The organism is Alteromonas ulvae, assembly GCF_048987005.1.
Lineage (GTDB): Bacteria > Pseudomonadota > Gammaproteobacteria > Enterobacterales > Alteromonadaceae > Alteromonas.
In genome coordinates this window covers 3,855,791-3,881,057 of record NZ_CP185261.1, presented here as the reverse complement: position 1 = coordinate 3,881,057, position 25,267 = coordinate 3,855,791, and the positions used below count along the sequence as shown (strand labels likewise).

The 25,267-nt window shown below is 44.3% G+C and carries 35 protein-coding genes and 1 pseudogene; 27 read left to right on the top strand and 9 right to left on the bottom strand.

The genetic code is table 11. The features are described 5' to 3' along the window. The first annotated feature begins 52 nt into the window (after positions 1–52). The 17 genes from rplN (at position 53) to rplQ (ending at position 8,589) form a co-directional block, all read left to right on the top strand. Positions 53–421, top strand: a complete 369-nt coding sequence (rplN, locus tag ACOJR9_RS16820; RefSeq protein WP_032094895.1) for a 50S ribosomal protein L14 — start codon at positions 53–55, stop codon at positions 419–421. 12 nt (positions 422–433) lie between these two features. Further along, a complete protein-coding gene (gene rplX / locus ACOJR9_RS16815) occupies positions 434–748 on the top strand; it encodes a 50S ribosomal protein L24 (RefSeq protein WP_420934042.1) in 315 nt (104 codons plus the stop codon). Between the two features lie 17 nt (positions 749–765). Next, positions 766–1,305: a 50S ribosomal protein L5 gene (gene rplE, locus ACOJR9_RS16810; protein ID WP_032094893.1), complete on the top strand. Its 540-nt coding sequence runs from the start codon at positions 766–768 to the stop codon at positions 1,303–1,305. Positions 1,306–1,318: 13 nt separating this feature from the next. Next, positions 1,319–1,624: a 30S ribosomal protein S14 gene (gene rpsN, locus ACOJR9_RS16805; protein WP_071980725.1), complete on the top strand. Its 306-nt coding sequence runs from the start codon at positions 1,319–1,321 to the stop codon at positions 1,622–1,624. Between the two features lie 13 nt (positions 1,625–1,637). Then, positions 1,638–2,030, top strand: coding sequence for a 30S ribosomal protein S8 (gene rpsH / locus ACOJR9_RS16800; protein WP_420934041.1), 393 nt, complete (start codon positions 1,638–1,640; stop codon positions 2,028–2,030). Between the two features lie 13 nt (positions 2,031–2,043). Continuing rightward, positions 2,044–2,577 (top strand): 50S ribosomal protein L6, encoded by a 534-nt coding sequence (gene rplF / locus ACOJR9_RS16795; protein WP_420934040.1) that lies wholly within the window; start codon positions 2,044–2,046, stop codon positions 2,575–2,577. Positions 2,578–2,589: 12 nt separating this feature from the next. Then, positions 2,590–2,943 carry a 50S ribosomal protein L18 gene (gene rplR / locus ACOJR9_RS16790; RefSeq protein ID WP_420934039.1) on the top strand — a complete coding sequence of 118 codons (354 nt, stop codon included), beginning with the start codon at positions 2,590–2,592 and terminating at the stop codon, positions 2,941–2,943. A gap of 9 nt (positions 2,944–2,952) precedes the next feature. Beyond that, positions 2,953–3,453: a 30S ribosomal protein S5 gene (rpsE, locus tag ACOJR9_RS16785; RefSeq protein ID WP_420934038.1), complete on the top strand. Its 501-nt coding sequence runs from the start codon at positions 2,953–2,955 to the stop codon at positions 3,451–3,453. A 6-nt stretch (positions 3,454–3,459) separates the two neighbouring features. After that, entirely contained in the window at positions 3,460–3,639 is a 180-nt protein-coding gene (gene rpmD, locus ACOJR9_RS16780) for a 50S ribosomal protein L30 (RefSeq protein WP_032094888.1), read from the top strand. A gap of 4 nt (positions 3,640–3,643) precedes the next feature. Then, the gene (gene rplO, locus ACOJR9_RS16775) at positions 3,644–4,078 is read left to right on the top strand and encodes a 50S ribosomal protein L15 (protein ID WP_032094887.1); all 435 of its coding nucleotides are present in this window, start codon (positions 3,644–3,646) and stop codon (positions 4,076–4,078) included. A gap of 5 nt (positions 4,079–4,083) precedes the next feature. Next, a complete protein-coding gene (gene secY / locus ACOJR9_RS16770) occupies positions 4,084–5,403 on the top strand; it encodes a preprotein translocase subunit SecY (protein ID WP_032094886.1) in 1,320 nt (439 codons plus the stop codon). Between the two features lie 37 nt (positions 5,404–5,440). After that, positions 5,441–5,554, top strand: coding sequence for a 50S ribosomal protein L36 (rpmJ, locus tag ACOJR9_RS16765; RefSeq protein WP_013786217.1), 114 nt, complete (start codon positions 5,441–5,443; stop codon positions 5,552–5,554). 174 nt (positions 5,555–5,728) lie between these two features. Further along, entirely contained in the window at positions 5,729–6,085 is a 357-nt protein-coding gene (gene rpsM / locus ACOJR9_RS16760) for a 30S ribosomal protein S13 (RefSeq protein WP_032094885.1), read from the top strand. Positions 6,086–6,099: 14 nt separating this feature from the next. Further along, the gene (gene rpsK, locus ACOJR9_RS16755) at positions 6,100–6,492 is read left to right on the top strand and encodes a 30S ribosomal protein S11 (RefSeq protein ID WP_420934037.1); all 393 of its coding nucleotides are present in this window, start codon (positions 6,100–6,102) and stop codon (positions 6,490–6,492) included. A 24-nt stretch (positions 6,493–6,516) separates the two neighbouring features. Continuing rightward, complete coding sequence (gene rpsD / locus ACOJR9_RS16750) at positions 6,517–7,137, top strand: 30S ribosomal protein S4 (RefSeq protein WP_420934036.1); 621 nt, start codon at positions 6,517–6,519, stop codon at positions 7,135–7,137. A 19-nt stretch (positions 7,138–7,156) separates the two neighbouring features. After that, a complete protein-coding gene (locus tag ACOJR9_RS16745; protein WP_420936159.1) occupies positions 7,157–8,146 on the top strand; it encodes a DNA-directed RNA polymerase subunit alpha in 990 nt (329 codons plus the stop codon). 41 nt (positions 8,147–8,187) lie between these two features. Beyond that, entirely contained in the window at positions 8,188–8,589 is a 402-nt protein-coding gene (gene rplQ, locus ACOJR9_RS16740; RefSeq protein ID WP_420934035.1) for a 50S ribosomal protein L17, read from the top strand. A gap of 207 nt (positions 8,590–8,796) precedes the next feature. Here rplQ and ACOJR9_RS16735 read toward each other — a convergent pair whose 3' ends face one another. Then, on the bottom strand, positions 8,797–9,864 hold the full coding sequence (locus tag ACOJR9_RS16735) for a GGDEF domain-containing protein (protein WP_420934034.1): 1,068 nt from the start codon (positions 9,862–9,864) through the stop codon (positions 8,797–8,799). A 254-nt stretch (positions 9,865–10,118) separates the two neighbouring features. Between ACOJR9_RS16735 and ACOJR9_RS16730 the strand changes: the two genes are divergently transcribed. Next, a complete protein-coding gene (locus tag ACOJR9_RS16730; protein WP_420934033.1) occupies positions 10,119–11,474 on the top strand; it encodes a flagellin in 1,356 nt (451 codons plus the stop codon). Positions 11,475–11,493: 19 nt separating this feature from the next. On the opposite strand, the gene ACOJR9_RS16725 is transcribed toward ACOJR9_RS16730, so the two are convergent. From ACOJR9_RS16725 to arsH, 3 genes are read right to left on the bottom strand one after another with little or no spacing between them, the layout of a single operon-like run. Continuing rightward, positions 11,494–11,880 (bottom strand): hypothetical protein, encoded by a 387-nt coding sequence (locus tag ACOJR9_RS16725; protein ID WP_420934032.1) that lies wholly within the window; start codon positions 11,878–11,880, stop codon positions 11,494–11,496. A gap of 23 nt (positions 11,881–11,903) precedes the next feature. Next, positions 11,904–12,923: an ACR3 family arsenite efflux transporter gene (gene arsB / locus ACOJR9_RS16720; RefSeq protein ID WP_420934031.1), complete on the bottom strand. Its 1,020-nt coding sequence runs from the start codon at positions 12,921–12,923 to the stop codon at positions 11,904–11,906. Positions 12,924–12,948: 25 nt separating this feature from the next. After that, positions 12,949–13,644, bottom strand: a complete 696-nt coding sequence (arsH, locus tag ACOJR9_RS16715) for an arsenical resistance protein ArsH (protein WP_420934030.1) — start codon at positions 13,642–13,644, stop codon at positions 12,949–12,951. Between arsH and ACOJR9_RS16710 the strand changes: the two genes are divergently transcribed. Beyond that, positions 13,608–13,703 carry a hypothetical protein gene (locus tag ACOJR9_RS16710; RefSeq protein WP_420934029.1) on the top strand — a complete coding sequence of 32 codons (96 nt, stop codon included), beginning with the start codon at positions 13,608–13,610 and terminating at the stop codon, positions 13,701–13,703. The two genes, arsH and ACOJR9_RS16710, sit on opposite strands and share 37 nt — an antisense overlap. Here ACOJR9_RS16710 and ACOJR9_RS16705 read toward each other — a convergent pair. Together ACOJR9_RS16705 and ACOJR9_RS16700 are read right to left on the bottom strand one after the other, a co-directional pair. Beyond that, entirely contained in the window at positions 13,669–14,139 is a 471-nt protein-coding gene (locus ACOJR9_RS16705) for an arsenate reductase ArsC (protein WP_420934028.1), read from the bottom strand. The genes ACOJR9_RS16710 and ACOJR9_RS16705 overlap by 35 nt on opposite strands. A gap of 15 nt (positions 14,140–14,154) precedes the next feature. Then, positions 14,155–14,487, bottom strand: a complete 333-nt coding sequence (locus tag ACOJR9_RS16700) for a metalloregulator ArsR/SmtB family transcription factor (RefSeq protein WP_420934027.1) — start codon at positions 14,485–14,487, stop codon at positions 14,155–14,157. 327 nt (positions 14,488–14,814) lie between these two features. Here ACOJR9_RS16700 and ACOJR9_RS16695 point away from each other — a divergent pair, with 327 nt between their 5' ends. Then, a complete protein-coding gene (locus ACOJR9_RS16695; RefSeq protein WP_420934026.1) occupies positions 14,815–15,399 on the top strand; it encodes a response regulator in 585 nt (194 codons plus the stop codon). 359 nt (positions 15,400–15,758) lie between these two features. Here the strand turns inward: ACOJR9_RS16695 and ACOJR9_RS16690 are convergent, their stop codons facing one another. After that, entirely contained in the window at positions 15,759–16,700 is a 942-nt protein-coding gene (locus tag ACOJR9_RS16690) for a transposase (RefSeq protein ID WP_420934025.1), read from the bottom strand. 316 nt (positions 16,701–17,016) lie between these two features. On the opposite strand from ACOJR9_RS16690, the gene ACOJR9_RS16685 reads away from it, so the two are divergent. Further along, a complete protein-coding gene (locus ACOJR9_RS16685; protein WP_420934024.1) occupies positions 17,017–18,528 on the top strand; it encodes a Fic family protein in 1,512 nt (503 codons plus the stop codon). On the opposite strand, the gene ACOJR9_RS16680 is transcribed toward ACOJR9_RS16685, so the two are convergent. Then, positions 18,500–18,829 (bottom strand): hypothetical protein, encoded by a 330-nt coding sequence (locus ACOJR9_RS16680; RefSeq protein ID WP_420934023.1) that lies wholly within the window; start codon positions 18,827–18,829, stop codon positions 18,500–18,502. The genes ACOJR9_RS16685 and ACOJR9_RS16680 overlap by 29 nt on opposite strands. Continuing rightward, positions 18,825–19,103: pseudogene (locus tag ACOJR9_RS16675) on the bottom strand (transposase); the annotation flags it as partial. The pseudogene ACOJR9_RS16675 and the gene ACOJR9_RS16680, both read right to left, overlap by 5 nt. A gap of 90 nt (positions 19,104–19,193) precedes the next feature. Between ACOJR9_RS16675 and ACOJR9_RS16670 the strand changes: the two are divergent. The 6 genes from ACOJR9_RS16670 to ACOJR9_RS16645 all read left to right on the top strand — a co-directional run bounded on the left by ACOJR9_RS16670 (position 19,194) and on the right by ACOJR9_RS16645 (position 25,264). Beyond that, entirely contained in the window at positions 19,194–19,436 is a 243-nt protein-coding gene (locus ACOJR9_RS16670; RefSeq protein WP_420934022.1) for a type II toxin-antitoxin system Phd/YefM family antitoxin, read from the top strand. After that, on the top strand, positions 19,433–19,696 hold the full coding sequence (locus tag ACOJR9_RS16665) for a Txe/YoeB family addiction module toxin (protein ID WP_420934021.1): 264 nt from the start codon (positions 19,433–19,435) through the stop codon (positions 19,694–19,696). Before ACOJR9_RS16670 ends, ACOJR9_RS16665 begins: the two co-directional genes overlap by 4 nt. A gap of 139 nt (positions 19,697–19,835) precedes the next feature. Beyond that, the gene (locus ACOJR9_RS16660) at positions 19,836–19,979 is read left to right on the top strand and encodes a hypothetical protein (RefSeq protein WP_420934020.1); all 144 of its coding nucleotides are present in this window, start codon (positions 19,836–19,838) and stop codon (positions 19,977–19,979) included. Positions 19,980–20,184: 205 nt separating this feature from the next. Next, complete coding sequence (locus ACOJR9_RS16655; protein ID WP_420934019.1) at positions 20,185–21,645, top strand: phosphomannomutase CpsG; 1,461 nt, start codon at positions 20,185–20,187, stop codon at positions 21,643–21,645. 173 nt (positions 21,646–21,818) lie between these two features. Then, positions 21,819–23,225: a mannose-1-phosphate guanylyltransferase/mannose-6-phosphate isomerase gene (locus tag ACOJR9_RS16650; protein ID WP_420934018.1), complete on the top strand. Its 1,407-nt coding sequence runs from the start codon at positions 21,819–21,821 to the stop codon at positions 23,223–23,225. 620 nt (positions 23,226–23,845) lie between these two features. Beyond that, entirely contained in the window at positions 23,846–25,264 is a 1,419-nt protein-coding gene (locus ACOJR9_RS16645; RefSeq protein WP_420934017.1) for a hypothetical protein, read from the top strand. Positions 25,265–25,267 lie beyond the last annotated feature (3 nt).

Genomic DNA, 25,267 nt, shown 5'->3' with positions numbered 1-25,267 from the left:
TAGCAGCACAATAACGACTCGGGAGAGTCTTAATTTAGAGCGGAGCACTAACATGATCCAAATGCAAACTAACCTGGACGTTGCAGATAACAGCGGCGCTCGCAGGGTTCAGTGTATTAAGGTTCTTGGTGGCTCGCATCGCCGTTATGCAGGTATCGGTGACATCATCAAAGTTACTGTCAAGGAAGCAATTCCTCGCGGTAAAGTTAAAAAAGGTGACGTACTGAATGCAGTGGTGGTGCGTACTAGAAAAGGCGTTCGTCGTCCTGATGGTTCATCCATTCGTTTTGACGGTAACGCGGCTGTTTTGCTTAATGCAAACAAGCAACCAATTGGTACGCGTATCTTTGGCCCGGTAACCCGTGAGTTGAGAAGTTCAAACTTCATGAAAATCATCTCATTGGCCCCAGAGGTACTATAAGGAGTCACGATAATGGCTAATAAAATTCGTCGTGATGATGAAGTAGTCGTATTAGCGGGTAAAGACAAAGGCAAACAAGGCAAAGTCCTTAAAGTGCTTATTGCTGAAGACCGTTTAATTATAGAAGGCGTTAATCTCGTCAAGAAACACACTAAGCCTAACCCTCAATTGGGTGTTGCTGGTGGTATTGTTGAGAAAGAAGCTTCTATTCACGTTTCTAATGTTGCGATTGTTAACCCAGCAACGGGTAAAGCAGATCGCGTTGGTTTCCGTTTCGAAGATGAGAAGAAAGTACGTTTCTTCAAGTCTAACGGCGAACTTGTTTAATTATATTGGAGAGTACGATGGCGAAACTGCATGATTTCTATAAAGAAACAGTAGTAGCTGAACTTGCGAAGCAGTTCGGGTACAAAAGCGTCATGCAAGTCCCTCGGATTGAAAAAATCACTCTAAACATGGGTTTAGGTGAAGCAGTTGCTGACAAGAAGGTGCTTGAGAATGCTCAAGCTGACATGACGGCTATTGCCGGTCAGAAGCCGATTGTTACAGTTGCTAGAAAATCAGTAGCGGGTTTTAAAATTCGTGAAGGTTATCCGATTGGCTGTAAAGTAACCCTACGTGGCGAGCGTATGTGGGAATTCCTAGAGCGTTTGATTTCAATCGCTATTCCGCGTATTCGCGATTTCCGTGGTTTGAATCCAAAATCATTCGACGGACGTGGTAACTACAGCATGGGCGTGCGTGAGCAAATCATTTTCCCTGAAATCGATTTCGATAAAGTGGATAAGGTTCGCGGTATGGATATTACTATCACTACCAGTGCGAATTCTAATGACGAAGCACGTGCTCTGCTGGACGCGTTTAACTTCCCATTCAAAAAGTAAGGGGTGTAGGGTTATGGCAAAAGAATCAATGAAAGCACGCGAAGCGAAGCGTACTAAGCTAGTCGCTAAGTATGCTGAGAAGCGCGCTGCACTTAAAGCGATTATCAGCGATGTTAACGCTTCTGAAGAAGAGCGTTGGGACGCTGTTCTGAAGCTGCAACAACTACCACGTGACTCTAGTAAATCTCGTCAACGTAACCGTTGTCGCGTAACTGGCCGTCCACATGGTTACCTACGCAAATTCGGCCTTAGCCGTATTAAGCTTCGCGAAGCAGCGATGCGCGGTGAAGTCCCTGGCCTTAAGAAAGCCAGTTGGTAAGGAGTAGCTGATAATGAGTATGCAAGATCCTATCGCGGATATGTTCACACGCATCCGTAACGGCCAGATGGCTCAGAAAGTTTCTGTAACTATGCCTTCTTCAAAAGTTCGTGTTTCTATATGCGAAGTATTGAAGTCAGAAGGTTATATCACAGACTTCGCTACATCTGGTGACGTTAAGCCTGTTTTAGAAGTTACGCTTAAGTACTTCGAAGGCAAGCAAGTAATTGACACTATCGAGCGCGTAAGTCGCCCCGGTTTGCGCATCTATAAGAAAAAAGATGAGCTTCCAAAGGTTATGGGTGGCTTGGGTATCGCTATCGTGTCGACTTCAAAAGGTGTGATGACTGACCGTGCAGCGCGCAACGCTGGCATGGGCGGTGAGATCATCGGTTATGTAGCATAACGGAGGAGTTGAAATGTCACGTATAGCAAAAGCCCCAGTAGACGTTGTATCAGGTGTAGAAGTTTCTATCTCTGGTCAAGAAGTTACTGTAAAAGGTAGTAAAGGCACATTGAGCCGCGTTTTTAACGACGCAGTTGAAGTTGTACAAGAAGAAAACCAATTGAAAGCACTTCCTCGTGAAGGTTTCGCCAACAATTGGGCGCAGGCTGGTACTGTTCGCTCACTTCTTAACGCAATGGTTCAAGGTGTTTCACAAGGTTTTGAGAAAAAGCTCCAGTTATTAGGCGTTGGTTACCGTGCGCAAGCACAAGGTAGCAAGCTTAACCTAACACTAGGTTTCTCTCATCCTGTCGTATACGAAATGCCTGAAGGCATTACCGTTGAAACTCCTAGCCAAACTGAAATCGTCGTCAAAGGCGCCGATAAGCAGGTGGTAGGACAGGTTGCGGCGAACATTCGTGGTTACCGTCCACCAGAGCCTTACAAAGGTAAAGGTGTACGATACGCTGACGAAAATGTACGTCGTAAAGAAGCTAAGAAAAAGTAGGTGGGTGATACGATGGATAAGAAAACAGCTCGCATTCGTCGCGCAACTCGCGCACGAGCAAAAATTCGTGAACTGGCCGCGCATCGCTTGGTTGTTAACCGTACACCTCGCCACATTTACGCTCAGCTTATCGCCCCGTGCGGTTCTGAAGTGTTAGCGGCGGCTTCAACTGTTGAGAAAGATCTTGCGAAAGGTCTTAAGTCTACAGGTAACGCTGAAGCAGCGACGGTAGTCGGAAAAGCAATCGCAGAGCGCGCTATTGAGAAAGGCATTAAAGCAGTGGCTTTCGATCGTAGTGGCTTCCAATACCACGGTCGCGTTAAAGCATTAGCTGATGCAGCTCGCGAAGCTGGTCTTCAGTTCTAGGAGTTTATAATGGCTAAACAAGACGTTCAAAACGGTGAACTGTTAGAGAAATTGATTGCCGTTAACCGCGTATCTAAAGTGGTTAAAGGTGGTCGTATCTTTAGTTTCACTGCATTGACAGTAGTGGGTGACGGTAACGGTCGCGTAGGTTTCGGTTATGGTAAGGCACGTGAAGTTCCTGCTGCAATCCAGAAAGCTATGGAAAAGGCACGTCGCAACATGGTTGACGTTGACCTAAATGGCAATACGTTACAGCACCCTATCAAAGGTCGTCACTCTGGCTCTAAAGTTTACATGCAGCCTGCATCAGAAGGTACCGGTATCATCGCCGGCGGTGCAATGCGTGCAGTACTTGAAGTAGCTGGCGTACAAAACGTACTTTCAAAATGTTACGGCTCTACAAACCCAATCAACGTTGTTCGTGCAACAATCAACGCGCTGACAGAGATGAATTCTCCGGCGAGCGTTGCTGCGAAACGTGGATTGTCTGTAGATGAAATTTTGGGGTAATCAGACATGGCAACGATTAAAGTAAAGCAAACGAAAAGTGCTATTGGCAGACTGCCTAAGCACAAAGCGACGCTTAAAGGCTTAGGTCTTCGTAAGATCAACCATGTTCGTGAACTGGAAGATACCCCAGCCGTACGTGGCATGGTCCACCGTGTACATTACATGGTCGAGATAGTGGAGGAGTAAGAACATGCGTTTAAATACTATTGCTCCTGCACCAGGGGCTCATAAATCTGGTAAGCGTACTGGTCGAGGCATCGGCTCAGGTCTTGGTAAAACGAGTGGCGTAGGTCACAAAGGTCAAAAAAGCCGTTCAGGTGGCCGCGTTAAGCCAGGATTCGAAGGTGGTCAGATGCCTTTACAGCGTCGTCTTCCGAAATTCGGTTTCACTTCACGCAAGAGCTTTGTTACTGATCAAGTAACACTTGCAGAAATCGCAAAAGTAGACGGTGATACAGTTTCTCTTGAAACTTTGAAAGCAGCGGGTCTTGTTAAGAAAGAAATGTTGTTTGTAAAAGTAGTGAAGAGCGGCGAATTATCACGTGCTGTTACAGTAAGCGGTTTAAAGGTTACTAAAGGCGCTAAAGAAGCGATTGAAGCTGCTGGCGGTAAAGTAGAGGAATAAGCTAGATGGCTAAACCAGGATTGGATTCAGGCGCTAAAAGCGGCTTGAGTGAGCTTAAAGCAAGATTGTTGTTCGTACTTGGTGCGATTGTTGTTTTTAGGTTAGGTTCTTATGTTCCTATCCCTGGCATCGATCCAGCTGTACTTGCTGACTTGTTCGAGCAACAGAAAGGCACCATTGTAGAAATGTTTAACATGTTCTCTGGTGGTGCGCTTGAGCGTGCATCCGTTCTGGCTTTGGGCATTATGCCATACATTACTGCATCCATTATTATGCAGTTGCTCTCGGTGGTTCATCCACCGATGGTAGAGCTTAAAAAAGAAGGCGAAGCAGGCCGTCGCAAAATCAGTCAGTACACGCGTTATCTAACGCTTGTACTTGCTATTTTCCAGTCGATAGGAATATCGACTGGCCTGCCTAACCTAATTAATGGATTGGTATTGAACCCTGGCTTCGGATTCTACTTTACAGCGGTGGTGAGCTTGGTCACAGGGACTATGTTCCTTATGTGGTTAGGTGAGCAAATTACTGAAAGAGGTATCGGTAACGGTATTTCTATCTTGATTTTTGCTGGTATTGTTGCAGGTTTACCTACAGCAATCGGTCAAACGGCAGAGCAAGCAAGGCAGGGCGACATTAATTTGTTATTCCTCCTGTTGATTGCTGTGATTGTTATTGCGCTTACATACCTCGTTGTATTTGTAGAGCGCGGACAACGCAGAATTGTGGTAAACTACGCGAAACGTCAGCAAGGCCGTCAGGTTTTTGCAGCGCAGAGCACGCATTTACCGCTGAAGGTCAACATTGCTGGTGTAATTCCACCAATCTTTGCTTCCAGCATTATTTTGTTTCCGGGAACCATCGCAGGATGGTTTGGACAGAATGAATCAACAGCATGGTTGCAGGATGTAGCGTTAATGCTATCTCCCGGTCAGCCGCTGTACGTAATGCTTTATGCAGCAGCTATTATCTTTTTCTGCTTCTTTTACACGGCGTTGGTTTTCAATCCGCGTGATACAGCAGATAATTTGAAGAAGTCTGGTGCGTTCATTCCTGGCATCCGCCCGGGTGAACAAACATCGCGTTATATTGATAAGGTAATGACTCGCCTCACACTGGCTGGCGCACTATACATAACCTTTATTTGTTTGGTGCCTGAATTCATGCTAATTGCTTGGAATGTGCCGTTCTACTTTGGTGGTACGTCGCTTCTGATTATCGTAGTGGTTATCATGGACTTTATGGCACAGGTGCAGACGCATTTGATGAGTAGTCAATATGAGTCTGTTCTGAAGAAAGCTAATCTTAAAGGCTACGGCCGTTAAGTTAGCCCCTTAATATTAAAGATAGGGGAGTGATGTAATGAAAGTTCGTGCATCAGTTAAAAAGATTTGCCGTAACTGTAAAGTTATCAAGCGCAACGGCGTTGTGCGTGTAATTTGTACAGAGCCAAAGCATAAGCAAAGGCAAGGTTAATCTAAGCGGTACAGAATACTTGCAAAGCTACTAAGCAGAATCCGAAGCATACTTATCGGGTTCTGCTAGTTTTGTTTAGAGGTGTTTTGAACCTTTATTTGCAATTTGGTCGACGGATGAGTATCCTATCGGGCTTTTTAGGTCGTCGACAAATAAACAAGAGGAGTGCTGTTAATGGCCCGTATCGCTGGCATTAACATTCCTGAGCACAAGCATGCTGTAGTCGCTATCCAAGCGATTTATGGTGTAGGCCTCACACGTGCGAAAAGCATTTGTGCAGGTGCTGGTGTTGCAGAAGATACAAAAATCAAAGAGCTAGACGAAGCGACTATCGATAAGCTTCGTGACGAAGTGGCGAAATTTACTGTTGAAGGTGATTTACGTCGTGAAGTCTCTATGAGCATCAAACGTTTGATGGACCTGGGTTGCTTCCGTGGTATTCGCCACCGTCGTAGCTTGCCTCTACGTGGTCAGCGCACTAAAACTAATGCGCGTACCCGTAAAGGTCCTCGTAAGCCAATTAAGAAGTAAACGGGGAGTAAGTTATGGCAAAAGCACCAGCTCGTAGTGCGCGTAAGCGCGCTAAACGTCAGGTTGCAGACGGTATGGCTCATATCCATGCGTCTTTCAACAACACAATTGTGACTATTACAGACCGTCAAGGCAATGCACTAGCATGGGCGACATCTGGTGGTTCAGGTTTCCGTGGTTCACGTAAATCTACCCCATTTGCTGCGCAGGTCGCTGCTGAGCGTGCAGGTGTAGCTGCACAAGAATACGGTCTTAAGAACCTAGAAGTGTTCGTAAAAGGTCCAGGTCCAGGCCGTGAGTCTGCGATCCGTGCTCTTAACGCTACTGGTTATAAGATCACAAATATTACCGATGTGACACCTATTCCTCACAACGGTTGTCGTCCACCGAAAAAACGTCGCGTTTAATCGACGGACAGTTGGAGAAAGATCATGGCAAGATATTTGGGTCCAAAACTCAAACTTAGCCGTCGCGAAGGAACTGATTTGTTCCTTAAAAGCGGCGTTCGCGCAATCGATTCTAAATGTAAAATCGATACAGCGCCTGGTCAGCATGGTGCCCGTCGTGGCCGTTTGTCTGATTACGGTGTACAGCTGCGTGAAAAACAAAAAGTTCGTCGTATGTTCGGCGTACTGGAAAAACAATTCCGCAACTACTATAAAGAAGCTGCGCGTCTAAAAGGCAACACAGGTGAAAACTTGTTACAACTTTTAGAGCAGCGTCTGGACAACGTGGTTTATCGTATGGGATTTGCTAGTACTCGTGCTGAAGCGCGTCAGCTAGTAAGCCACAAGGCGATCATGGTAAATGGTCAAGTTGTGAACATTCCATCGTTTAACGTTTCTGCCGAAGACGTGGTTTCTGTTCGTGAGAAAGCGAAAAAGCAAGCGCGTATTGTTGCTGCTTTAGAACTGGCTGACCAACGTGAGAAGCCAACCTGGATGGAAGTAGACAGCACTAAAATGGAAGGCACTTTCAAGCGCGTTCCAGAAAGAACTGATTTGTCTGCTGAAATTAACGAACAGTTGATCGTCGAACTTTACTCTAAGTAAAGCCAACTAAAGAGGAAGCATTGTGGGTTCTGTGACTGAATTCCTAAAACCGAGATTAGTAGAGATCGAAAACGTTTCTCCTACTCGTGCCAAAGTAACTTTGGAACCACTAGAGCGCGGCTTTGGCCACACTTTAGGTAACGCCCTACGTCGTATATTGCTGTCATCTATGCCAGGATGTGCAGTGACCGAAGTAGAAATAGATGGCGTTCTTCACGAGTACAGCACCAAAGAAGGTGTACAAGAAGACGTGATCGAAATCTTGCTGAATCTCAAAGGTTTAGCGGTTCGCCTTGAAGGTAAAACTGAGGCAACCCTAACTCTAGTGAAATCTGGCGCTGGCCCTGTTGTTGCTGGTGATATTCAGCATGATGGCGACGTAGAAATTGTAAACCCTGACCATGTAATTTGTACTTTGACAGGCGAAGCTGAAATCAGCATGCGCGTCAAAATAGAAATGGGTCGCGGTTACGTACCAGCTTCTACCCGTCGCTCCTCTGAAGAAGATGATCGACCCATTGGTCGTTTATTAGTTGATGCTTCATACAGCCCAGTAGAGCGTATTGCGTACACTGTTGAGTCTGCTCGTGTTGAACAGCGCACAGACTTAGACAAACTAATCATTGACATGGAAACTAACGGTACTTTAGATCCTGAAGAAGCGATCCGCCGTTCTGCTACCATTCTTGCTGAACAGCTTGATGCATTCGTAGATTTACGTGATGTATCTGAGCCAGAAGCGAAAGAAGAGAAGCCGGAGTTCGATCCGATTCTACTTCGCCCAGTTGATGACCTAGAGTTAACAGTACGTTCTGCTAACTGCTTAAAAGCAGAAGCTATCCAGTACATTGGTGACCTGGTACAGCGCACTGAGGTTGAGCTACTTAAAACGCCTAACCTTGGTAAGAAATCGCTAACTGAAATCAAAGATGTTCTAGCATCTCGTGGTTTGTCTCTAGGCATGCGCCTAGAAAACTGGCCGCCAGAGAGCATCGCTGAAAAAGATTAATCAGGTTTTTATCAAACTGATTTGTAGAGAAGGATAAAACTATGCGCCATCGTAAGAGTGGTCGTCAGTTGAATCGCAACAGCAGCCATCGTCAAGCTATGTTCAAAAACATGGCCGGTTCTTTGGTCAAGCACGAAGTGATCAAAACTACGTTACCAAAAGCGAAAGAATTACGTCGCGTAATCGAGCCACTAATCACTATGGCTAAAGAAGACAGCGTTGCAAATCGCCGTCTTGCTTTTGCCCGTACAGGTGATAAAGAGGTCGTAGGTAAACTGTTTAACGAGCTTGGTCCTCGTTACGAAGCACGCCCAGGCGGTTACACTCGCATTTTAAAATGTGGTTTCCGTGCTGGCGACAATGCCCCAATGGCATATGTTGAGCTAGTTGACCGTCCAGTTGTTGAAGCTGAAGAAGAAGCAGTAGAAGTAACTGAAGAGTAAGTAATACTCGAAAAGAAAAAGGGGTCAGAATTTTTGTTCTGGCCCCTTTTTTTACCCAAAATAAATGGGGTCAGAACAACATTGTTAGCGACATCTAACCCAAAATAAATGGGGTCAGAAATAAATGGGGTCAGAACAACATTATTAGCGACATCTTACCCAAAATAAATGGGGTCAGAACAACATTATTAGCGACATCTAACTCAACTACTGTGCAATATAAACACGACCTTTCCCATCCCGTTTCGCTTGATACAGCGCCTCGTCAGCAATTCTCACTAACTCATCTATTGCGTTAACTCTATCGCACTGCGTTATTCCTGCACTAAATGACACCGCGTTATCAACAATTGATAAGTGTTGTACAACGCTTAGCAGTTGGTTGATACACCCCGTGGCCTGAGACAGATTTACATTGGTAAGCAGCAAAACAAACTCCTCTCCACCCCAGCGAGCAATAATATCTCCTTCGCGAGTATGTGCCCTTAGTGCTTTTGCAAACTCCTTCAACACAGTGTCACCCGTATTATGGCCGTATTTATCATTAATGAGTTTGAAGTCATCTAAATCTAAAATAACCATACAGTGGTGATTGGCGTTGTTGCTTGCTAGCAGTGAGTCCACTAATGAAAGAAATTTGGAGCGATTGTAAACGCCGGTTAGATAATCAGTTTCTGACAATCGTTTCGACTCTCGGTGTTCCGCTTTTAGTTGGTCGAAGGTTTTCTGGCGAGTGCCTTCATAAAATCGAAATAAAAGTAATTGAACAATAGCTGCCTCTATTACGTTAAGTAGTGCCCCTGTAGATAGTGTAATGGGTATGCCGCTCTCTACCTGTGTGTACACTAAATAAATACACACACATAATGTAATAGAGGACAGCAGTGTACCGCCGCGTCGACCTAGTAAGAAAAAAGTAAAAGGCAAAATAATGGTTGCCCATACCAGTGAATATGCACGTCCTTCAACACTTATCAAAAACAGTAGCATCATAGTGGTAACTGTTAGTGAAATAAGCCATGCAGTTAGGGTAATGTTGCCAGTTTTTCTAAACCCGAAATATACCGCGAGCGAAAGCATAAACCCTGCACTGTCAATAAGCGCCAGCCGAGTGTCATCAAAAGCAAAAACATTAATTAAGGCTAAAATAGAAAAAAGCAAACACGCGAGTAGCAACGTGTGCTGAATAAGTCTCACGCGCCAGTAATCTTCACTGAACTTGGTATACGGAAACTCCTTATACCACCACGTCAAGCCAAGTATTTTATCTTTCATAATGAAGTGAGTTCGCAAAATAGTGTTGCAGTGAATTTCCGTGTTCTTGATGGTTCAATAATGCCAAGTTGTCACCTGTATGTTAAGCAAAAATAAATCAGGGTCAGAACCGCATTTCTAATCATCCATCATCATTGAACAGCTTTACCAACCCTGACAAATTTTGGCAAATATTTTGCAAATTCCAAGTAGCGTTAGCATGTAAAATACAAAGCAACTTGCTTTGGCATTGGCAATAATTCAAGGATGAACCTATGTTATCAGTTTCCGGAAAGTTCCAATCTTTAGGGCTATCAACATTCAGAAACAATGCTGCAACTACATCTCTAGAGCGTCTAAGTTCAGGACTTCGTATCAATAGTGCCGCTGATGATAGCGCAGGTCTACAAATATCAAACCGTCTCTCTTCCGAGCGAAACGCCTACACGCAGCTTAATCGAAATTTAAACGATGGTATAAGCTATGCGCAAGTAGCTGAGGGTGGACTGCAGGAATCTGCCGCCATTTTGCAGCGTATGCGGCAACTGAGCATCCAATCTCAAAACGGCATTAATAGTAAGAGCGACAGAGCAGCCCTTGATAAAGAATTCCAAGCGCTCAAACTAGAACTAAATGCCATTGCGTATGGCACCGAAGTGTTTAACCGTTTGCCCTTAGTGGGTGATGCGAATTTACTGGGTGATAATGTTCCTTCTTTAGGCGCTAGGTTTGTGCAAGGTGTCACACAGTCCCTCCCAAGCGGTTTGCAGTCTATCGCCTACATCCCTGCTGGCTCTAGCAATGTTCAGGTGAACATAAACGATAATGGCGCGAACGACGATATACAAGTCTTTACCACCAGCGGTAAGCACCTTGTTGGCACGGCTATTACGAATACAACTTGGGCGGGCTCTCCAAATAACATTTCTTCAATCGCGGACTTGGAATCTCGCTTCTTTCTGACATCCAACGGATATAACGCGGATGCTAGCTATGATGATAGTGAACTACTGACTAGCGGAAGTGCGACTATCGATGGAAACAGTATTTCATTTAGTGGCGACCAGAATCCAAGTAACCTCAATGAGGTGCTTACAATTGCAAATAACTCACAACCACTCATCATTTCGGTAATAGGAAGTGGCGTATTTGACGTAACCGCCACATGGGATTTGCTGGGTGATGAAGATGAAAGAGCCTTCAGTTTAGGCGCAGCCGATATTACCGCTACAAATAAACTAGGCGAGGGCACTCAATATATAGAGTTATCAAAAACCCCCGTCACAATTGAAGATTTAAATTTAGAAGACATTTCTATAAATAGCGAACAGAGTGCCGAAGCAGCTCTAAGCCAAATAGACAGAGCGCTTGAAACAGTAAGTGAGAGTCGAGCATTTTACGGTGCCAAACTCAACCAAATGATATCGGCGCAAAGAGTAAATGCCATCGCACATGAAAGCATAAATGCAGCGCGCTCACGAATTACCGACACCGATTTTGCGAAGGAGACCGCACAACTCACACAAAGTCAAATTGTGGAGCAAGCGAGCATTAGCGTGCGAGCACAAGCCCAATCGAATGAAAGCCAAGTGTTGGGTTTACTCAATGGTATTGCGCAGCAAAGCAGATAAGCAGGTCCAAGCGCTTATATTACCTATCATTGCTAACCGTAAATGAAAAACGTAAAAGTGACAGGCATAACAGCGTTTCTCTTAAAGTGACAGGCACTACAAGCTTTGCAACAGACACAGAACATAAAGTGACAGGCATAACAGCGTTTCTCTTAAAGTGACAGGCATAATATATTTGCGCCGTGTTAAGGGCGGCTAAATTTGTAATGCCATAATACGTCAGAACGGTAAACGCACTGAGTGTCCATGCGCTTTGTATCTCACCCATTAAAGCAATGGCAGACATGACGAAAAACGTAGCCCACGTTGCAGCAGGGGCCGATTCGCTTTTTTCATCAAGCTTAGCAAGTGCATAGGGCAAGTCTTTACGACGACCCATAGCTAACAATAGATATTCCAATGTCACTCAAGCGGCCACCTCAACCATGCTTATTCGCCAAACCAATGTCGCGTGCGATTAGCAAACCATACCAACGACAGCATGACGGGCACTTCAACCAGCACGCCAACCACCGTGGCCAGTGCTGCCCCTGAATGCAGGCCAAATACTGAAATGGCCACCGCTACGGCCAACTCAAAAAAGTTAGACGTACCAATCATACAGGCAGGAGCGGCAACGTTATGCGGTAGCTTCATTTGCTTTGCGATGAAATAAGCGATAGCAAAGATACCGTAGGTTTGAATAAGCAAAGGAATGGCAATGAGCACAATCGCCTGTGGCTTAGCCAGAATAGTTTCTGACTGAAAACCAAACAGTAAAATTACGGTGGCTAGTAAGCCGACAATCGACCACGGCTTCATGGTGGTTAAAAACTGTTCCAACCGTGAATGGTCCTTAGCGTTATCCAGCTTTTTACGGGTTATGGCACCCGCAACAAGAGGAATAAGCACATACAAAACAACAGACAGAAACAAGGTATCCCATGGCACAGTAATATCGGTCACGCCAAGCAAGAAGCCCGCAATCGGCGCAAAAGCGAATATCATAATAATGTCGTTAATGGAGACTTGCACCAGCGTGTAGTTTGCATCGCCTTTAGTAAGCTGACTCCACACAAACACCATAGCGGTGCAAGGCGCAACACCTAGCAATATCATGCCAGCAATGTATTCGGTTGCGGTTTGTGGGTCTACCCAGTCGGCAAACAGCACTTTAAAAAATAGCCAACCAAGCAGCGCCATAGTGAATGGCTTAATTAACCAGTTAATCACTAAAGTAAGGACGAGTCCTTTTGGCTTTTTTCCCACATCCTTAAGTGAAGAAAAATCAATCTGCACCATCATGGGGTAAATCATTAACCAAATAAGTACCGCAATCACAAGATTAACGTGTGCGTATTCAATATTGGCGATAACAGCAAACGCATCAGGCGCCACACTCCCTAATACAATACCTACTGCAATGGCTAAACCTACCCATACCGATAAATAGCGTTCGAATAATCCCATGATAGCTCCTTTAATTAACCTCGGCTTAAATTGACCGCTGATTAACGCGCTGGCTTAATTGCTCTGCAGATTCAACACGTTCAGAATACCGATCTACAAAATAGTCTTTATTGTTTCTCAGCAATAGCGTGAATTTCATTAGCTCTTCCATCACATCCACAATGCGATTGTAGTAAGAAGACGGCTTCATTCGGTCGTTATCATCGAACTCGAGAAACGCCTTCGCCACGCTAGACTGATTTGGAATAGTCACCATGCGCATCCAGCGGCCAAGCACACGTAATTGATTCACCACATTGAACGACTGCGAACCGCCGCATACCTGCATGACGGCTAAGGTTTTTCCCTGTGTAGGGCGAACAGAGCCAATACTCAGGGGTACCCAGTCAATCTGACTTTTAAAAATACTGGTCATTGACCCATGACGCTCTGGTGAGCACCATACCTGTCCTTCAGACCACATCATCAGCTCTCGAAGTTCCTGTACCTTAGGGTGGCTTTCATCTTCGGTATCGGTTTGCGGCAAGCCTTCAGGATTGAAGACTTTCACCTCAGCTCCCATACGCGAGAGCAGGCGTGCACACTCTTCAACCACTAAACGGCTGAATGAGCGTTTGCGCAGCGAGCCATAGAGCAACAAAATGCGCGGCGCATGATCAGCGGAAGTGCTCATGCACTTGTCAAATGTGGGAACATCAAGCTGAGCTTCATCGATATTCAAAAGGGTATTGTCTTCACTCATTGCCTACTGCGCTCCTAATTTTGCTAATTCGGCTTTAAGGTCGGCTGGCGCAAGGTTTTTCTCAGCTATTGGCATTAACTGGTTAACTCGCTCGGTAATTTCGGCAATACACGCACGAAAGCCCTGGGCTTTTTCTTCCTCACTGCCATCAAGTTTTGATGGATCAGCCAGGCCCCAATGCACTTTAACCGAATGGCCGAACCACACAGGGCAGGTTTCGCCGGCAGCAGAGTCACAAACCGTCACTACCACATCAGGTTTGAACTCTTCAAACGCATCCCATGACTGGCTTTGCAAACCGTCAACAGCAATACCGGCTTCTTTTAGGTAATGGATAGAGAGGGGGTGAACCTCGCCTGATGGCTGACTTCCCGCACTTTTTGCAGTAATAAGGTCGCCAGCGACATGGTTAGTAATGGCTTCAGATAAAATACTTCTGCAGCGGTTATGGGTGCAGATATACAAAATTTTCATGTGTAATCCTTATGGTTAGCAGGATGCAGCGTATTGTTTAGATGCGTTTAGTTTGCACAGAGAGTCGGCAAAGTAGGGGCTGTTATTGTTCGCAGTTTGACGTATTACCTCAAGAGCCCATGCCGGCAGTGCTTCATGAAGTCGGTAATACACCCATTTTCCACGGCGTTCATCCCGCAATATATTGCATTTGCGAAGTTCGGCGAGGTGACGTGACACCTTAGGTTGGTCTAGTTCTAACGCGGCCATGAGGTCGCACACACAGGCCTCTTCAAGTTGACTAATAATAAGAACAGACTTCAATCTGGTGTCATCCGACATGCATTTAAAAAATTGCAACGGGTTCATAATTCACATCTCTTAAAACAGATATGTGAAATATGATATATGTGAATTTTCATATGTCAATGCTTATTCGAGCAGTCTTAAAGTGACAGGCATAAAAGAGTCTTAAAATGACAGGCATAATTAGTCACGACAGGCATAACAGAACGCTGTTTTGGAGTAGTTTGCACCGGCTAAAGTCTTTAAAGTGACAGGCATGATAGAAACACACCGGCTTTAAAGTGACAGGCATAACAGAACGCTGTTTTGGAGTAGTTTGCACCGGCATTAAAGTGACAGGCATAACAGAACGCATTAAAGTGACAGGCATAACAACCATAGGAATAGGCTATGTTTACAATAAAAGAAGCCATGCTGTGCAAGCAAATTATCGATAAGAAATTAAAAAAGTTGCGGAAAAAGCACGACGAAAAAAACAATGCAAAAGAGTTGGATAGCGACTCCGAACTCATGGTTTTAGTTTCCATATACAACAAGCTGAACGAGCGTATTGAAAGTCAAAACGATTCAATGTCTAGTTTGGTGGATACCAAGATATTGGTGGTTGATGATATCCAAGAAATAAGAGACACCGTAACCGACATGCTAACTAAAATGGGCTTCGAAAAAGTAGACGCTGCTAATAGCGCAGAAAAAGCGTGGCGGCTGCTTAACGATGCCGCAGATTCTGATAAACCGTATAAGCTTGTGCTCACCGATTCGGATATGAGTGGCAAGAGCGGTATAACGCTGTTGAAGGAAATTCGACAAAGTGAAAAGCTGTCATCAGCCGATGTGTTTATTATGAGTGCAAACAGCGAACACGACGAAATAGTCAATGCGATGGAGGCCGGAGTAACCGGTTATATCCTCAAACCATTAAGCTTCAATACATTGCAAGAGAAGTTAGAGAAATACTTGCCCAGTGATGAATAGGGCGGTGATAGCATTTTGAATGAGGACAGTCACTACTTGAATTGATTCAAACGGCTTTTGAATGAGGACAGTCACTACTTGAATTGATTCAAACGGCTGAATGGAGACAGTCACTATTTGAATTGAGTCAAAAGTAAATTCGTTTAAGGAAGCAGGGTTATTTAATTGTTGATTTTTTTCAAATTTGAAAGCGAAGTTTGCGTAGAGTAGGGCTGAATAGCGAATGACAAGTCGAATAAGAAAAACTTTTCTGAAGGCTGCCCTCATCTTTCTATTTTGACGATATGTAGTGATGCAGCGGTTGGAGGTTTGTGGGTTGGTTATGTGTACTAGATCATGCTTTGGCTAAATGAGCATCATTACGCCGAGCTGTTTCTGTGGCTTAACCTTAACCCTTTCTTGATACTCACCGCTGATTGAAACTCAGACTCGATACCAGAAACCATAGCATTCCAGTCTGCTTTTTCCAGCCCAACGCGGTTGAGGATAGGATGGGCTGAATCGTCAATCTTACCGCGTTTTTTAGAATGAAGATGACGACCCGTTTGTTCTACAAGCTCAATGTATTCCTCCATACGAAAAGGTAACCCATCAGGCATGTTATTATTTATGTTGCCTGTAAAGGGGAGCAAGGAGCGGGGCTGTCGATTCAATTTAGCTGCGTTAATTCGTTTTTGAATGCTGGTATGGTCAGAGGTTTCTGGTGTTTTGGCTAAACAGGCTCGTATCGGATTTAAATCCACGTAAGCCATGCAAGCAGCTAATGAGGCTTCATCCAATAACGCTTGGGATTTGAAGCGACCTTCCCAAAAACGACCTGTGCAATCATCTTCTTTATTTGCTTGTCTGGCAATGTATTCATTAAGCAAGCGCATAAACCAGCTGATATCGTGCAATCGCTTGCGATACACGTCGGCAAGGGTTTTGACGGTGTTAATTTCAGCCTCAGACATAGTCTTGCGCGCGTGTGGGTCAACATACTGTTGAGCTAAGAGCATACCTTTGTAGAGCGTATGCCAACGCCTTATAACGTCTTTATCCGATAAGGAATCAGCCTTTTGTTTGTTGATGCGTAGCACCACATGAGTGTGGTTGCTCATTACCGCAAACGCACAGACATCGACACAGAAAACATCAGCGAGGAGCATCAGGCGGTCTTCCACCCACTGACGACGATGCTCATAACATCTTTTTGTCAATTTATCTTTTCCACACAAAAACGCTCTGCGCACGCAGCGAGAGACGCAGTGATAATAAGCTGTGTCTGCGAGGTTAATCTGGCTTTTACGAGGTCTGGGCACAATGTTGTCAAAAATGAAATAAGATAGTGTTCATTGTGCTGATGTTGAGAGAAATTTAAACTGGCCTTGAGAATAGGAAGTGATTTCTAGTGCTTTGAGTGCTTTGGTTGGAAGTGACTGTCCAGTGCTCTCGCTCTCTCGACATAGCGCTGCGACACATATGCTTTATTCAAGCTAATGAGCATTAAAGCCTAAAAACGGAGAGTCATTAAAACCTACAAATGGTGCGATATCAAAACCTATAAATGATATAACATTAAAACCTAGAGGTGAGTGTAATAACTGGTAAGTATCATAAGTAATAGTTGGAGCGAACATGAGTGATATATCACAAAAACTAGCAGATTCGCTTGAACAATTACAACAGCTTCGAGAATCTGGGGTTATTGCTATCCAGTCGAAGCAACTCAGCAGAGTGCATCGAGAGCGGCTATTGAAGCATGGATTTATTCGTGAAGTCATCCGGGGTTGGTACATACCGGCGATGCCGGATGAAAAGCCTGGCGACAGTACATCTTGGTATACTTATTTCTGGGGTTTTTGCGGTGCATATTTATCAGAACGTTTCGACAATGCCTGGTGTCTCTCACCTGAGCAATCAATTAGCCTGCATATCGGTGATAGAACTGTTCCTCAGCAATTGCTCGTGCGCTCGCCCAAAGGCAATAATAAACCCACCGCCTTTTTGCACAACACCTCGATTTTTGATGTTAGGTTGAACATGCCTGCCACAGAGCACATTGAAAATCTGGATGGGCTCAATGTTTACAGCTTAGCGGCAGCGCTCGTTTATTCTTCGGCGAATCAGTTTCAAAATTCGCCCATCCAAATGCGTACCGCCTTATCGATGGTGACAGATGCATCCGACGTATTGTCCGTTTTACTCGTAGGTAATCATAGTGTGATTGCCGGCCGATTAGTGGGGGCTTTTAGAAATATTGGCCGAGATCTGATTGCTGACAATATCTTAAAAGGCATGCAAGCAGCCGATTTGAAAGCGCAAGAAGATGACCCTTTCGCCGAGAAAGTGCAGGTGAGCTTTGGTCGTCGTGACGTTTCGCCCTATGTTAATCGCATGCGGCTGATGTGGGCGCAAATGCGTGAAAGTATTATCGCGCACTTTCCATCAGCATCAAGCCAAACCATTGATATCAAAACTTACATGGCCCAAGTGGAAGGTAAATACGTCACAGATGCCTACCACTCACTGTCCATTGAAGGCTATCGGGTAACTCGCGAATTGATTGAACTGGTTCGCTCTGGTAACTGGCAAGCTGAAGGCTCAGACGAAAGTAAAAAGCACTTAGATGCCATGGCCGCTAGAGGCTACTGGGATGTGTTTCAGGAAGTTAAAAAAGCCGTTCTAGCAGTATTAGAAGGCAAGAACCCTGGCGACATATTGGAACAGGCGCACAGCGATTGGTATCTCGCCTTATTTGGCCCAAGTGTGGCCGCAGGTATTATAAAACAGTCCGACTTGGCCGGTTACCGGTCAGGGCCTGTCTATATTCGCCAGTCTATGCATACTCCACCAAGCAGAGAAGCAGTTCGCGATATGATGCCGACGCTCTTTGATTTACTCGCAGAAGAGAAAAATGCAGCCGTCAGAGTGGTACTGGGGCACTTCATTTTCGTCTACATCCATCCTTACTTCGATGGTAACGGCAGAATGGGAAGATTCATCATGAATTTAATGATGGCCTCAGGCGGTTACCCTTGGACAGTCGTACCCGTCGAACGGCGAGATGAATACATGCAAGCGTTGGAAGCAGCCAGCGTCAAACAGGATATTGTGCCTTTTACACAGTTCTTGGCATCACTACTTTAACCAAAGAACTGGTTATAGGCTTATTTACCCGTTTAATATTAACTTTCATGGCTATTGCTGCTAATTCTTTTAGTTCGTCAGAAATTGAGGATGATATCGTTGCTTTAAGAGCATGAAGCGTAGGAAATAGGTGGTATACGGATGTGTCTCCAACGGAAGTTATTGGTGGATAGACCAGCTTTCCGCTGACGATCAGTTTTTGAACATATTGTCGACTGACATTGAAATAGTCGGCAATGTCACTCACTCCAACGTAATCGGGTTTAACTTCCACCAAAGATGCTGCGGGAAGGGTCAACATACTGTTGAGCTAAGAGCATACCTTTGTAGAGCGTATGCCAACGCCTTATAACGTCTTTATCCGATAAGGGATCAGCCTTTTGTTTGTTGATGCGCAGCACCACATGAGTGTGATTGCTCATTACCGCAAACGCACATACATCGACACAGAAAACATCAGCGAGGAGTATTAGGCGGTCTTCCACCCACTGACGACGATGCTCATAACATCTTTTTGTCAATTTATCTTTTCCACCCAAAAACGCTCTGCGCACGCAGCGAGAAAACCCAGTGATTTTTAGTCGCGGGGTATTCCACTAAGAATAATATTCCTTGACTTAAATGTACGTTTTGACGTACGTTACCTTCTCTTTGGAGGGCACCTCATGACTACTTTATCAGCCACAGAAGCTAGAGCTAACTTGTATCGAGTAATCGATGAAACAGCTGAGTCTCACGAACCCGTTTTAATTACAAGTAAGCGAAACAACGCAGTGCTGCTTTCAGAAAGTGATTGGAACGCAATTCAAGAAACGTTGTATTTGCTCTCTGTTCCTGGAATGCGAGAATCTATTAAAGCGGGAATGGAAGAAGAGGTGGGGGACTGTGCAGAGGAGTTAGATTGGTGACATGGAAAGTCGTTTATACTAAACAAGCGCAGAAAGATGGGCAAAAACTAGCGAGCAGCAATTTAAAAAGCAAAGCGAAAACACTTCTTCAAATAATTGCAATTAACCCTTATCAAACACCTCCACCTTATGAAAAACTCGTTGGAGATTTAGACGGTGCTTATTCTCGGCGCATCAACATACAGCATCGCCTTGTTTATCAAGTCTTAGACGATATTCAGACAATAAAAGTTTTACGCATGTGGACGCATTACGAGTAGTCGTTCCATGTGTTTACTATTTAAAGTGACAGGCATAGTAGTCTGTAAAGTGACAGGCATAACAGAGCATAGAGCAAGGCATAACAGAGCAAGTGACAGGCATAACAGAGTATTAAAGTGACAGGCATAACAGAGCATCATGAATCTTATGATGGCATCGGGTGGTTATCATTGGACAATTGTGCCGGTTGAGAGGCGAGATGAATACATGCAAGCGTTGGAAGCCGCCAGCGTCAAACAAGATATTGTGCCCTTTACACAGTTCTTGGCATCGCTACTTTAACTAAAACACTAGTTATAGACTTATTCACTCGTTTAAAAAAACAGCCAAAGAACAAAATATTCCACATAGCAATATCACCCCCTAAATGATTTAATATAAAAAAGCGTAATCGGCGAATATAGCAAGTCACTAAACACGGCATGCAGCACATAACGCTACGCCGTTAATTTATCCCCTATCACAATAAAGGATTAAATACCCATCAATGGCTAACCCAATTACCTGTTTTAAAGCTTACGATATTCGTGGCGAACTTAACTCTCAATTAACCGAAGAAGTGGCTTACCGCATTGGTTATGCCTTTGCAGAAGAACTCGATGCCAAAACGGTAGTAGTGGGCAGCGATGTGCGTTTAACCTCTACGCCGCTTAAACTGGCACTCAGTGCAGGGCTAATTGATGCAGGCGCAAAGGTTACCGATATTGGTATGGCAGGCACCGAAGAAATTTACTTTGCCACTAAGCACCTTGGCGTAGATGGCGGCATTGAAGTAACAGCCAGCCACAACCCAATCAACTACAACGGTATGAAATTGGTAAAAGCGGGCTCAATCCCCATTAGTGGCGATACCGGCCTAAATGCCATAAAAGAGCGGGCAGAAGACCTAAGCGACAAGTTTGTTTACGGCCGCTTGGCTCACTACTTCAACAATGAAACCGTAGATGCCGATGCCTTCTTCAACGGTAAGGCCCACACGCAAGAAGACAAGCTAACCAGTACCGACCAGTACACAAAAAGCTCATGCATGAACGATTACGTTCAACATATGCTTTCGTATGTCAATCTAGATAACTTTACACCGCTGAAAGTGGTAGTAAATGCCGGTAATGGCTCGGCAGGCCCCGCACTCGATGCTATTGAAAAGGCCATGCTTGCTAATAACGTACCTATTGAATTCATTAAAGTGCATCACAACGCAGACGGCACCTTCCCGAACGGTATTCCTAACCCGCTGCTGCCAGAAAACCGCGCAGACACTGCCGATGCCGTAAAAGCGTCAGGCGCCGATTTTGGTATAGCCTGGGACGGCGATTTCGACCGCTGCTTTTTATTCGATGCCGACGGTGAATTTATAGAAGGCTACTACATAGTAGGCCTACTGGCTGAAGCCTTTATTGAAAAGAACACCAACAGCAAAATAATTTACGACCCACGGGTTTACTGGAATACCGAAGACATTGTAGCCAATGCAGGCGGTACGCCCATAAAATCAAAAACCGGCCATGCCTTTATTAAAGAGCGTATGCGCAAAGAAGATGCCGTATACGGCGGTGAAATGAGTGCTCACCATTATTTCCGCGATTTTGCCTACTGCGATTCAGGCATGATCCCTTGGCTGTTAATTGCCGAGCTGGTGTGCGTGAAAAAGCAAACTCTCGCCAGCATGGTTAAAGAGCGTATAAAAGCGTTCCCTTCCTCGGGCGAAATTAACAGCAAGCTAAAAGATGCCGATGCCGCACTAGAGCGTGTAACTAGCAAGTACAAACCACTCGCCACCGTTATCGATACTACCGACGGCTTGGGGCTAGAGTTCGGCACATGGCGCTTTAACCTACGTAAGTCGAATACCGAACCAGTAATTCGCTTAAATGTAGAAAGTAAAGGCGATATTCCGCTGATGGAAGAAAAAACCAAAGAGGTGCTTGCGCTAATTCGTGCAGAGTAATTGCACACCCAAGATCTCAGCTTAAATAAAATGGGGTCAGAACGAAAGTTCTGACCCCATTTTATTAATCCCAACTATTTACCATTTCATCGCAATACAAACCTTTGTATACTCCTCAAATAGGTTTAAATTTCAGGACGTGGGCACGCCACCCACACATCAAGGATATTACAATGAAACCAGTAGTATTAGCTGGCGGCTCTGGTAGCCGTTTATGGCCAAAGTCGCGCGCGGCACTTCCCAAGCAGTTTTTGTCGTTAACATCAGACAGCACCATGCTGCAAGACACCATAACCCGCTTAAAAGGCACCAAAGCGCAAAGCCCAATTTTCATTTGTAATGATGCACATCGCTTTTTAGTGGCCGAGCAGCTGCGCCAAAAAGATATCCATCATGGCGGCATATTACTTGAACCCGTAGGCAGAAACACTGCACCTGCCATCGCTTTAGCCGCTCTGCACGCCACCATGAATGGTGAAGATCCAGTGCTGCTAGTACTAGCAGCAGACCACCTTATTCAAAATAACCAAGCCTTTCATAACGCTATCGAAAAAGCGGAAAAGCTAGCCGAAGAAGGCAAGCTAGTGACTTTCGGTATAGTGCCCGACCAACCGCATACCGGCTATGGTTACATTAAAGCGGGTAGCGAATTAGGCGATGGGTTTGAAGTTGCTCAATTTGTGGAAAAGCCAGCATTAGAAACTGCAAAAGAATATGTAGATTCTGGCAGTTACTACTGGAATAGCGGCATGTTTATGTTCAAAGCAAGCCGTTACTTAGAAGAGTTAAAGAAATATAACCCTGAAATGCTCGACGTGTGTAAGCGTGCTATCGATACAGAAACTCCCGATTTAGATTTCATCCGTGTCGACCACGATATTTTTGCAACCTGCCCAGACGACTCAATCGATTACGCGGTTATGGAAAAAACAGATAGTGCAGCCATGGTGCCACTAGATGCGGGCTGGAGCGATGTAGGCAGTTGGTCGTCGCTATGGGAAACGGCTGAAAAAGACGAAAACGGCAATGCTACTGTAGGCGATACTATTCTAGAAAACACAAAGAACAGTTACGTAAATGCTGAGCAGCGTTTAGTTTCTGTTATTGGGTTGGAAGACGTAATCGTAGTAGAAACTAAAGATGCCGTTATGGTTGCCCATAAAGACGATGCACAAAGCATAAAAGCCGTAGTGAATAAACTCAAAGCAGAACACCGCCCAGAGTTTGAGTTCCACCGCGAAGTATTTCGCCCTTGGGGAAGCTACGACTCTATCGATAGCGGTGCACGCTTCCAAGTTAAACGCATTACGGTTAAGCCCGGCGAAAAACTCTCCGTTCAAATGCACCACCACCGTGCCGAACACTGGATTGTGGTATCGGGTAGTGCCAACGTCACTATTGATGATAAGACTACGTTAGTCACTGAAAACCAATCTGTGTACATTCCAATCGGTGCCGTTCATGCGCTAGAAAATCCAGGGAAAATACCGCTTGAGCTTATTGAAGTGCAGTCGGGTGCATATCTTGGCGAAGACGATATTGTGCGGTTTTCTGATAGATATGGGCGTGTAGGTAAGTAGTTTAGCAATATTTTCTTTCCTGATTTGGACCAAGTGACTACACCAGAAAGGTTAGCCATTCACAATGCAACTGAAATACTAGTCATCTCACTTTTAGCGCAAGGAGTGGACGGATTGAATCATAGTAGGCATTGCTGGAAACCTTGGTTACCGCTATGAATCAAATTTATGATGCTTTTAGATGTATAAGCAAAAGCGAGCATTTTATGGTGCGAAAATAAATCTAACTGAATCAGCTTTTAAACTGAATAACCTTATGCACGAAGGTTTGATGGCAGTACGTTTTTAAATTCACAATGCTGACTGCTCATTCAAAAACCGCGAAATATATACGGGCTCAAAAAGTCGAGCAGGCTAGCATTTCCTTATGAGCACAATCAAGTTTAGCAATGAGCAGGTTTTGGGAATGTTGAATGTAGCGATGGTCAATCAGAAAAAAGTCAGCGCTTGATTATTGCTGGTAAAGTTTTTACCCCACAGCTTACCTTTCTGAACTATACTCACGTTCCAAAGATAAGGCTCTCTGCTAAGACATGTTGTCCTTTTATTATTTGGTAGTATTTGTGTAAAATCGTAGCCTTTGTTAGGTGAAACGAAGTTAAGTAATTTTGGAGTAATGGATGTCTGTGATTTGCACAGTGGATAGTTCACAGTATTGGCAACAACTATGCGAAAAGACTAGCAATAAAGTTGTAAACCATTACTACGAAATCAATGAAGGGATCACTGAGTCGGCTTTCACAAGAAACGTGATTTCATTAGACGAAATAAAAGTCCTGATTAGTGAACAATCTGAAGTAGTAGTAGTTGTCCCCCCTCCATTCGTAGTATTAGAGTCGTTGTCGAGTTACGAATTTAACAAATTAGTTTCAGATTTAACAACAAAGTTAAACGACTTATACAGTCTTTATAAAAAAAACAAAAAGACGCTTACGCTTGTTCCTCTCTCCGCGTTTTGTAGTAACTATCCGAAGGCAGCTACGACATTCAACTGGCTCGAAAGTGTCATTGATACACCCCAAGTGACATCAAGTATAGAATCAGTTATTTGTCATAGTCTATATAATCAGAGCAATGAGTTAATAAGGGTTTACAAAAAAATCCAGTCCTGTTTTGTATTGAAAGAGGCTGATTCTCTCTTTTATCCGGATATGGATAAAATTAGCCAATTATTGATTCAACAAAGAATTGAGCAACAAGAGTTGATAGCGGAAAATGTTAAAGTTCTTGAACAAAATCACCTTTTGCTCGAAAAGATAGAAGAGAAAGAAATAAGACTCACATCGTTACAAAAAAAGCACGCAGAAGATATTAGCTCTATAACTAAAAAACAAGAGAAAGAAACGAAAGAGTTAGAAAGTAAATATCAACGAGATTCAAAACTTGTAAATGAAAAGCACAGTCAAGACACAAGTCGCCTGAACGACAAGTGTAACTCATTGAGTAGTGAGCTGCATACGTTATCTGAACAGTTACATACGGTTCAAAAAGAGTTCACTAATACAGAGGAAGAATTTTCTGCGTTTGTTCAAAGTAGTAGAAAAGAAGCGACCAGCCTAGAAAAAATAAAAAATAGAGAGATAAAGCAGCTAGAAGTCAAGCTTGAACAGAAATTGCTTGTAGAGCAGCGCCTAAGAGCTGAGTTAGCAGAGTTAAGGGCTATTAAATCAAGCAAGCTTTGGAAAATATCTAGTAAGGTGGAGAAGCTATCAAGCGTAGTTGATAAGCAGGGGACTAAACGTAAAAAACTATCTCAAGATATGAGTTTGTTGTACACAAGTGATTTATTTGATGCAGATTGGTATTTAGAAACGTATCCTGATGTTCTAAAAAAAGACTTTGACCCTGCCGAGCACTATTTATTACACGGTGCTAAAGAAGGAAGGAAACCTTCCCCACAGTTTGATGGAAAATGGTATCTGCAGGCGAATCCTGACGTTGCTAAGGCGGGTAGTAACCCGTTAATTCATTATCTGAAATTTGGCCGTGATGAGAGAAGGCCATTGTCTCCTATAATGATAACGCACAACAAAAAGTAAAAG